Origin of the sequence: Brevibacterium samyangense, from assembly GCF_039529845.1 — a bacterium.
GTDB classification, from domain to species: domain Bacteria; phylum Actinomycetota; class Actinomycetes; order Actinomycetales; family Brevibacteriaceae; genus Brevibacterium; species Brevibacterium samyangense.
Map to the genome: position 1 here is coordinate 77,793 of NZ_BAAANO010000014.1, position 9,182 is coordinate 86,974.

Consider the following 9,182-nt stretch of genomic DNA (forward strand, 5'->3'; position numbering starts at 1 on the left):
CAATGTCGACCCCAAGGGGTTCCTCCGGCGGCGAGAAGAGATCGAACTTCATGATGCGTATGCCGCGATGATTTTCTCGACAGCTGGCACATCGGCAGGGGCCCATTCGAGCGTCGTCATGTCGGCAGGGGCGAGCCATCGCACGTCCGCGTGCTCTGTCAGGACGGGAGTTCCGCTGAGAAGGGTGCAGTAGTAGGTCGACAGGGTCACGATTCCGAAGTCGTATTCGTACGACGTGGTGTCCACGTGTTCGCCAACCTCGACCTCGCACTCGAGCTCTTCCCTGATCTCACGAGCCAAAGCCTGTTCCGGCTGCTCGCCGGGCTCGATCTTGCCGCCGGGAAACTCCCAATACCCCTCAAGCGCACCGGGTCCGCGCTGTGCACACAAGACTTCACCGTTCGCCATGATCACAGCACCGACGACATTGATCTGCTTCTTCACCAGAGGAGCCCTTCTACGTTGACGACGGTCAAAGGCTATCCGTCGTGAGAGACACCGTAGAAACCGGCTTCACCACGAAGAACACATACCCGTAGAACTCCCCGAACCGGTCGAAGAGGTTCGCCTCTTCCAGCCCCATCTGCACGAACTCGACGGCGGCAGGGTCCTTGCCGTAGTCCTCGATGAACTTCGGGGAACGAGCGCGGATCGGCTCGTAATAGTTGTCGGTCCACGCCGACTGCGGCAGCTCGAACCAGTCGACGACCTCGTACCCGGACGCCTCGATCACGGCGAGCTTCTGCTCCACCGTCGCGATCTCGGGGTACGCCTCGGTCCAGAACTCGACGATCTCCGCCGGCCGCTCATCCGTCGTCCAGCACAGATCCGACACGACGAGGTGCCCACCGGGCGCGATGAACTGCTTCCAGTACTCCAGCCCGCGCGTGAACCCGAGGTGATAGATCGACCCCTCGGACCACACCAGCTCGAACGAGCCCGGTTCCACCGTCAACTCGTCGAACGACTCGAGCAGCGGCGTCACCCGACCACCGACCTGCATCCGCCGCGCCCTCTCCTCGAGCTCCTCGAGGAACTCCGGCAGCACGTCCACGGCCGTGATCTGCGCGTTCGTGTGCATCGCGAGCACCATCGTCTGCGCACCGGTCCCGCACCCGAGGTCGAGGATCGACTTCACACCCGTCCAGTCCGGCACCGCCTTGAGCGCCTGCAGCGTCGACTCATCACTCCCCGGCCCCTGCCGGTAGGCGTCGCGGTGGAAAGCAACAGCGAAGTCCATGGGATCCATGCGGGTCTCGTCTCCGGGCCTCCCGGCCCTACACACGTTTCGAATGTCTCTGCCCCGACCCTACGGGGACCCACGGACGCAGAACCGGCAAATCGACTCCGAACTCGCCACAAGGTGCGGAGATCGGACCTTCACGCATGAGTTCTCGATTCATTACTTCAGTTTTCAATGACAGTGACGGTTCTCACCGCTCTACCCCGGGCGGGGAGTCTTAGCATCAACAGTGACGCATAAGTGAGCGATTCATAACCCCCTGGCACTTCGAGCCGGGAAGGTAGACATCCCCGCTCACGCCGTGCGCCCCGACCTGCAGAAAGAAACCGCTCTCATGCCCACCACCGTCACCGCCGCCGTCAACGAGACCGTCGGCGCACCCTTCACCTTCCAGGACGTCACTCTCGAGGACCCCCGTCCGAACGAGCTCCTCGTCCGCATCACCTCCACCGGCCTCTGCCACACCGACCTCGCCGTCCTCGGCGGCGACATGCCCGCACCGTTCCCCGCGATCCTCGGGCACGAGGGCGCCGGCGTCGTCGAACAGGTCGGCTCGGGCGTCACCGGGTTCTCCGTCGGCGACCGCGTCGGCCTCTCCTTCGCCTCCTGCGGCCACTGCGAGAACTGCCTCGCCGGCCGCGAGGCCTACTGCGACAACTTCATGCCACTCAACTTCGGTGGTGCCCGTGAGGACGGCTCCACCACCTTCACCCGCACGAACCAGGAGACCGGAAAGGCGGAGACCGTCCACGGCTCCTTCTTCGGTCAGTCCTCGTTCGCCACCTACGCGCTCGTCGAGGCGCGCAACGCGGTCAAGGTCCCCGAGGGCATCGACCCCGACCTCGTCGGCCCGCTCGGCTGCGGCATCCAGACCGGTGCCGGCGCTGTCCTCAACACGCTCAATGTCGGTTCGGGCGACTCGATCGTCGTCTCCGGCACGGGAGCCGTCGGCCTCTCCGCGATCATGGCCGCAGCCGCCACCGGCGCCACGACGATCATCGCCGTCGACATCATCGAGTCCCGCCTCGAGGAGGCGAAGCGCCTCGGCGCCACCCACACCCTCAACTCGAAGGACGTCGACGTCGTCGCCTCCGTCCTCGAGCTCACCGGAGGCCGCGGCACCGACTTCGCCGTCGACACCACCGGTGTCGCCCCGGTGGTCGAACAGGTCATCGCCGCCACCTCCTTCGGCGGCACGATCGGGCTCCTCGGCGTCGCCAAGCCCACCGCGACGATCGGTCTCGCGGCGATGTCCGGCAAGCGCGTCCTCAACCTCATCGAGGGTGACGCCGTCCCGCAGAACTTCATCCCAAAGCTCATCGACCTCTACAAGGCCGGCCGCTTCCCCTTCGACACCCTCGTGACGACCTACCCCTTCACGGACATCGACCGCGCGATCGAGGACACGAAGACCGGAGCCGCCGTGAAGGCGATCCTCACGATGAACTGAACAGAACCCGACAGCGCTTCTGAACAGCACCACCGACCGCACCGAACACCGCGGCGCGCGTCACACTTCTGGGCCGGTCCGGGCACTAATGTGAATCCCGACCCGTCCCGCGGTCACCCCGCGGGCAACCCCACGGGCGCACCCCTCGCGCCCGGACCGACCCAGGAGCCCATCCCCATGACCGACTCCGCACCCATGAACGGTGCCGACTCCCTCCTCCAGACCCTCGAGGCCAACGATGTCGAGGTCTGCTTCGGCAACCCCGGCACCTCGGAGATGCACTTCGTCGCCGCCCTCGAAAAGACCGAGAAGATCCGCGGCGTCCTCGGCCTCTTCGAAGGCACCGTCACCGGCGCCGCCGACGGCTACGGACGCATGACCGGCAAACCGGCCGCGACCCTCCTCCACCTCGGCCCCGGCCTCGCGAACGGCCTTTCCAACCTCCACAACGCCCTCCGCGCGAAGTCCCCCATCGTCAACGTCATCGGCGACCACGCGAGCTACCACCGCGAGCTCGACGCGCCCCTCACCTCGGACATCGAGGGCACCGCCCGCCCGTTCAGCCACTGGGTGCGCACCACCGCCGGCGCCGACTCCCTCTCCGCGGACACCGCCGAGGCCGTCGCCACCGCCCGCGAGGGCAAGATCGCCTCCCTCATCCTCCCGGCCGACGCCGCCTGGAACGAGGTCACCCAGGGCGAGACGATCATCGCCCGCACCCCCGTCGACCGCCGCACCGTCGACGAGGACGCCGTCGCCCGCGCGGCCGAGGTGCTCACCACCGCCGGCCCGAAGACCGCCTTCGTCTTCGGCGAGGGCGCCGTCGACCAGGAATCCCTCGAGGCCGCCTCCCGCATCGCCGCTCTCACCGGCGCCACCGTCCTCACCCACACCTTCATCTCCCGCCTGCCGCGCGGCGCCGGCCGCTACAACGTCGACAAACTCCCCTACGCGATCAAGCTCTCGCAGCCGCTCATGGAGGAGTACGACAACGTCGTCCTCGTCGGTGCGAAGATCCCCGTCGGCTTCTTCGCCTACCCCGGACGCCGCAGCCTCATCGCCCCCGGCGGCACCTTCTTCATCGACCTCGGCGGCCCGGGCTCCGACCCCCTCGGCGGCATCCGTCTGCTCGCCGAGCGACTGGGTGCCGACGGCACCGGCGCCTCGGCCGTGGCGAAGACGGAACTGCAGGTTCCGGACGCCCGCCCGACCGGCACGATCACCCCGGAGAAGCTCGGCTACTTCATCGCCGGCGCCATCCCGGAGAACGCGATCGTCCTCGACGAATCCCTCACCACCGGCGGGAACTTCTACCAGACCACCGCGTCCGCCGCCCCGCACGACTACCTCGGCGGCACCGGCGGTTCGATCGGGTGGGCGATGCCGGGTGCCGTGGGCGCCTCCATCGCGTGCCCCGACCGCAAGGTCATCACCCTCGAGTCGGACGGTTCGGCCATGTACCAGCTGCAGGCACTGTGGACGATGGCGCGCGAGAACCTCGACGTCGTCACCCTCATCTTCGCGAACCGCAAGTACCAGATCCTCCGCAACGAAATGGAGAACGTGGGCGTCGACAACGTCGGCAAGAAGTCCGGCGCACTCCTCGACCTCGACAACCCCGTCATCGACTTCGTTTCCCTCGCCCGCGGCATGGGCGTCCCCTCCGCCCGCGCGACGACGATGGAGGAACTCGGCAAGGCCTTCGACAACGCCCTCGCCTCCGAGGGCCCCGCACTCATCGAGGTGGTTCTCTGATGTCGTACATCGTTCCCGAGGCGCTCCACACCTCCGCGCCTGTCCCCGCACCCGAGCCGAAACTCACCGAGGAACAGCGGCAGGCGATCCTCGCCGCCGTCGAGGCGAACTGGGAGAAGCAGGTCGCCCTCACCCAGGAACTCGTCGCGATCCCGTCGCTGCGCAACGAGGAGGGTGCCGTCCAGGAACGGCTGGCCGCGGCGTTCGCCGAGCGCGGCCTCGAGGTCGACTCCTGGCACATGAACCCGGACGAGCTCGCCGCCCATCCGGGCGCCGGCTCCACCGATCGGGACTACGAGCAGGCGCTCGTCGTCGTGGGCACCCACACCCCCTCCGTCCCCGAGGCGGACCAGGGTCCCAGCCTCATCCTCAACGGGCACATCGACGTCGTCCCGGTGGGCGCACCCGAACAGTGGGAGCGCGATCCCTTCGAACCAGCGATTGTCGACGGCTGGCTGCACGGGCGTGGGTCCGGTGACATGAAGGCCGGCCTTGTCGGCCTGCTGTCCGCGTACGACGCGATCCGTGCAGCCGGCATGGAACCCGCCGGCCGGATCCACATCGAGTCCGTCCCCGAGGAGGAGAGCACCGGCCACGGCACGCTCGCAACGATCCTCCGCGGATACCTCGCGGACGCCGTCCTCATCGGCGAACCGACCGACGGTGCGATCGAACGCGCGCAGATCGGTCTCATGTGGGTGAAGATCCGCCTCACCGGCAAGGCCGCGCACGCCTCCATCATGAAGGAGGGGTTCAACGCGATCGATGCCGCCTACGCGATGATCGGAGACCTCCGGAAGCTCGAGGACGAGTGGAACATCAAGGCCAAGGAGAACCCCCTCTACGCGCCGATCGCCCACCCCATCAACTTCAATGTCGGCACCATCCGCGGTGGCGACTGGCCGTCCTCCGTGCCGGACTGGTGCGAGATGGTCGTGCGCACCGCGGTGCCCGTCGGCATGGACGTCGCGGACGGATGGGAGGAGATCCAGGAACGCGTCCACCGGGCTGTGCTCGAGAACCCCGGCCTCGAGGGAGCGACAGCGACCGTCGAACGCGTGGGGTACTTCAGCAACCCGCACGAGGTGCCCGAGGGCAGCGCGCAGGAGGCGCTCCTCGACGAGATGGTGCAGTACGCGACCGGTGACCGCCCCAAGAAGGCAGCACTCACCGGTTATATGGACGCCCGCTTGTTCGGCGAGTACCACGACATCCCGACGCTCGTGTACGGCCCCGAGGTCGAGGGCCTCCACGCACCGGCCGAGAAGGTGAACCTCGCCTCCGTGCTCGAGTGCACGAAGACGACGGCCCTCTTCATCGCGGAGTGGTGCGGGGTCGTGCCGAAGGCGGAGTGATCATCATCGACCTGTGAATGCGAGAAGGGCCCGGGGGATAATCCCCGGGCCCTTCTCTCGCACCACGCTGCAACTGTTTCAACCACGCCCACACAATGAGACGCAGCCGGCGATGTATGCGTCTCTTTGTGGGCTCATCCCAATCGGGGGTGTAGGAGTTGGGGCCTGAAGCCGCCGGTCTCGAGCAGGCTTCGGGCGATGTAGTTGGTCAGGTTGCGGAACCCGAGTGCGGAGCCGCGCAGGTGTTCGAGCCGTCCGTTGAGTGCCTCGGTCGGCCCGTTGCTGGTGCCGGGTCGTTCGAAGTAGGCGAGCACGTCGGCGGCTCGCTTCTTCAGGGTCCGGCCCAGTGTGGTGAGCTCGGTGAGCACCTTGGGGACGCCGGCGCTGAGGTCGGTGATCAGCTTCTCCATGAGCTCGCGGCCGCGTTGCCGGTCCTCGTGGCGATAGGCGGCGATCATCCGCTGGTAGAAACCCCAGGTCGCCTCGACCTCGACGTGAGCGTCATCAACGAACAGCGCGCGTAGCCTGTCGCTCTGCTTGTCGGTGAGCAGGTCCGAGCCGGTGTGCAGCGTGCGCCGCGACTTGTAGAGCGGATCGTCCCTGAACCCACGGTGCCCGTGGATCGCGAGTTGGACCCGGCGCCGGCACCTGTCGAGGGCGTCACCGGCCAGGCGCACGACGTGGAAGGGATCCATCACCGTGACCGCGTCCGGGATCTCCTCCGCAGCGGCGGTCTTGAACCCGTGAAGCCGTCCATCGCGACCACCTCGACCGCGTCACGGAAGGCGTCGTCGCGGTCGGCGAGCCAGGTCTTGAACGCCGCCTTCGACCGGCCCTCGACCATGTCCAGCAGCCTTGCTGGGCCGGCGCCATCGTGGACCGGGGTGAGGTCGATGATCACGGTGACGTACTTGTCGCCACGCCTGGTGTGGCGCCAGACGTGCTCATCGACGCCAATCACCTTCACGCCCTCGAACCGCGTGGGGTCGTTGATCAGCAGCCGCTTGCCTTCGGCCACGACCGCGTTGTTGGCGGTGTCCCACGCGACCCCGAGTCCCTCGGCGACACGGGCGACGGTGAGGTGTGCGACCACGATCCCTTCCAGCGCTCACCGCAGCCCGGTGCGCGAGAGCTTCGCGCGTGGCTCCGCCGCGGCGCTGGTGTCTTGGCGCCACACGTGTCCGCAGTCTGCACAGCGGTAGCGGCGCACTACAACTTCCAGCACGGTCGGTCGCCAGCCCAGCGGCTCGTGGGCCAACCGCCGGATCACGGTGTCACGAGCGGCGCCTTCGCTGCCGCACCGTCGGCACGACTGATCTGATTCCACCACGCGGCACGCGAGGACCGCACGATCCGGTTCAAGTCGTTGCCCGATCACGCTCAGACCGAGGCCGTCGAGTCGAGCGAAGGCGGTCAGGTCAGGGCGGCCGAAGCCGGGCGGCGGGGTAGCGTCGGGCACGTCGAGGTCTTTCCGATGGATGGCGTAGGAACCTCCATCGTCGGGAGACCTCGACGTCTATCTGCGGACCGACTCGGCGGGGCGCGATCGTCTCGTGCGTTGGCGGACTACGGGAGCTTGGACGCGAGGACGTCGGCCGCCAGGATCTCGGGTGCTGCGCCGAGGAGGTGCTGGTTGGCCATCAGGGCTGCGACGATGGCGCCGTTGGCGTGGGCGTCGCGAGCGGCTTCGTCGGGGAATGCATCGAAGATCCAGAAGGTGTCGGCGTGGGTCCTGACCGCGAACCAGACAATCGTTCCTACTTCTTCGTTGGCGAGTGCGACAGCGCCGGCGAGCAGGTCGGCGACCGCGTCGTGCTGTCCATCGGCCGCGACGATCTTGGCGACGAAGGCATACGGAAGTGATGCGGGTGTGGACATGAGGGACTCTCCTTGACGTCGGGGTTCTTCGTTGGACGAGTTCAGCGTATGACGAGCGAGGGCCGGTGGGGAGTGGCGCATACGGCAGTATTGCTATTGTTTACGTCATGCGTATCGGACTGATCGCGATCGACGGCTGCTTCGGTTCCGCTATCGCGTCGATCATCGACATCGTGCGGGTGGCCGACGGAGCCCGCGGCGATGTCGACCCGCGGATCGACCCGATCGAACTCGCCATCCTCGGACCGAAACGGCGAGTGACCACGACGGCATCGATGACCCTGTCGGTGGACCACCCGCTGCCGGAGTCCGGAGAGTTCGACGTGGTCGTCGTCCCTGCGCTTGGAACCCTCACGGCCGCCGCGACCCACGACGCCCTCCAGAGTCGAGATGCTCGTTCGGTCATCGCCTCACTCGGGCGCCTCGACGACGCGACCACCCGGATCGCCGCGGCGTGCACCGGCGTGTTCGCCGTCGCCGAGACAGGACGGATGCATCATCGGCGGGCGACGACCAGCTGGTTCCTGGGGCCGGAGTTCCGGAAGCGCTATCCGACCGTCGCCCTCGATCTCGACACCATGGTCGTGGTCGACGGGAACCTCGTCACCGCCGGCGCCGCCTTCGCCCACATCGACCTCGCGCTCTCACTCGTGCGATCGATCAGCCCCGACCTAGCCCAACATGTCGCCAAGCTACTCATCATCGACGAGCGCCCGTCGCAGGCGGCTTTCGTCGCCTACGAACATCTCCGGCACGAGGACCCGATCGTCGTCGAGTTCGAACGCTTCGTGCGCGCCCGCCTGGACGAACCGTTCAACGTCGCCTTCGTCGCGCAGTCGCTCGGCACCAGCCGGCGCACCCTCGAACGACGGGTCCGTGCGGCGCTCAACCTCACTCCGCTCGGCTTCGTCCAACGGCTTCGCACCGAACGAGCTCGACACCTCTCAGCAACCACGGACCTCACCTCCGCCGAGATCGCGCTACGGGTCGGCTACGCAAACGCCGAGACTCTGCGCTCCCTCCTGCGCAGGGAGCGACGCCGTTCCTGACCTATCGCCATGCCTGTACCTTGTGTCCTAGCGCTCGGTTGGAACCACCTCTCAGCACGTCGCGTCGACGCTCCTGCGTCGCCCCTGGACTACCCACTCGACACGCCCGCAGCACAGCCCATGTGACGTGCCCCGGCTTCCCGGACGGTCGGGGTTGGGTGGCTGTGATGTCGCTGCGTTCTCGCCGAAAGGGTCAGCAGACCCGATCAGAGCCGATTGGGATGAGCCGCGAAGGCGGTTAGGTCAGGGCGGCCGAAGCCGGCCGGCGGGGTAGCGTCGGGCACTTCGAGGTCTTTCGGATGGATGGCGTAGGAACCTCCATCGTCGGGAGACCTCGACGTCTATCTGCGGACCGACGCGCCCGGCCGACCTACACCTTCATCTGGGAAGAGCCACCAACCTGAGTTGGTTCAGGTTAGTGCTTCCGGCTCACCCTGCAGGGCGTTGACCTG

Annotated in this window: 7 protein-coding genes and 1 pseudogene; 4 read left to right on the forward strand and 4 right to left on the reverse strand. The window is 67.2% G+C overall.

What is annotated here, in order from left to right; all coding sequences use genetic code 11:
- Positions 1 to 48: 48 nt before the first annotated feature.
- Positions 49 to 444, reverse strand: a complete 396-nt coding sequence (locus ABD172_RS08235; protein ID WP_344308647.1) for a (deoxy)nucleoside triphosphate pyrophosphohydrolase — start codon at positions 442 to 444, stop codon at positions 49 to 51.
- A 28-nt stretch (positions 445 to 472) separates the two neighbouring features.
- Positions 473 to 1,240 (reverse strand): methyltransferase domain-containing protein, encoded by a 768-nt coding sequence (locus ABD172_RS08240; protein WP_344308649.1) that lies wholly within the window; start codon positions 1,238 to 1,240, stop codon positions 473 to 475.
- A 337-nt stretch (positions 1,241 to 1,577) separates the two neighbouring features.
- Between ABD172_RS08240 and ABD172_RS08245 the strand changes: the two genes are divergently transcribed.
- The 3 genes from ABD172_RS08245 (at position 1,578) to ABD172_RS08255 (ending at position 5,803) form a co-directional block, all read left to right on the forward strand.
- The gene (locus tag ABD172_RS08245; protein ID WP_344308651.1) at positions 1,578 to 2,693 is read left to right on the forward strand and encodes an NAD(P)-dependent alcohol dehydrogenase; all 1,116 of its coding nucleotides are present in this window, start codon (positions 1,578 to 1,580) and stop codon (positions 2,691 to 2,693) included.
- Positions 2,694 to 2,870: 177 nt separating this feature from the next.
- Positions 2,871 to 4,448: an acetolactate synthase large subunit gene (locus ABD172_RS08250; protein ID WP_344308652.1), complete on the forward strand. Its 1,578-nt coding sequence runs from the start codon at positions 2,871 to 2,873 to the stop codon at positions 4,446 to 4,448.
- Complete coding sequence (locus tag ABD172_RS08255; RefSeq protein WP_344308653.1) at positions 4,448 to 5,803, forward strand: ArgE/DapE family deacylase; 1,356 nt, start codon at positions 4,448 to 4,450, stop codon at positions 5,801 to 5,803. Before ABD172_RS08250 ends, ABD172_RS08255 begins: the two co-directional genes overlap by 1 nt.
- Before the next feature lie 134 nt (positions 5,804 to 5,937).
- Here ABD172_RS08255 and ABD172_RS08260 read toward each other — a convergent pair.
- A pseudogene (locus ABD172_RS08260) lies at positions 5,938 to 7,262 on the reverse strand (ISL3 family transposase).
- A 107-nt stretch (positions 7,263 to 7,369) separates the two neighbouring features.
- Complete coding sequence (locus ABD172_RS08265; protein ID WP_033107114.1) at positions 7,370 to 7,681, reverse strand: putative quinol monooxygenase; 312 nt, start codon at positions 7,679 to 7,681, stop codon at positions 7,370 to 7,372.
- Between the two features lie 107 nt (positions 7,682 to 7,788).
- Between ABD172_RS08265 and ABD172_RS08270 the strand changes: the two genes are divergently transcribed.
- The gene (locus ABD172_RS08270) at positions 7,789 to 8,730 is read left to right on the forward strand and encodes a GlxA family transcriptional regulator (protein WP_087136509.1); all 942 of its coding nucleotides are present in this window, start codon (positions 7,789 to 7,791) and stop codon (positions 8,728 to 8,730) included.
- Positions 8,731 to 9,182 lie beyond the last annotated feature (452 nt).

Excerpts from the sequence above, each read along its gene's own strand:
- ABD172_RS08245 (WP_344308651.1), top strand. The coding sequence starts at position 1,578 with ATGCCCACCACCGTCACCGCCGCCGTCAACGAGACCGTCGGCGCACCC.
- ABD172_RS08240 (WP_344308649.1), bottom strand. The coding sequence starts at position 1,240 with ATGGACTTCGCTGTTGCTTTCCACCGCGACGCCTACCGGCAGGGGCCG.
- ABD172_RS08270 (WP_087136509.1), top strand. The coding sequence starts at position 7,789 with ATGCGTATCGGACTGATCGCGATCGACGGCTGCTTCGGTTCCGCTATC.
- ABD172_RS08250 (WP_344308652.1), top strand. The coding sequence starts at position 2,871 with ATGACCGACTCCGCACCCATGAACGGTGCCGACTCCCTCCTCCAGACC.
- ABD172_RS08265 (WP_033107114.1), bottom strand. The coding sequence starts at position 7,681 with ATGTCCACACCCGCATCACTTCCGTATGCCTTCGTCGCCAAGATCGTC.
- ABD172_RS08255 (WP_344308653.1), top strand. The coding sequence starts at position 4,448 with ATGTCGTACATCGTTCCCGAGGCGCTCCACACCTCCGCGCCTGTCCCC.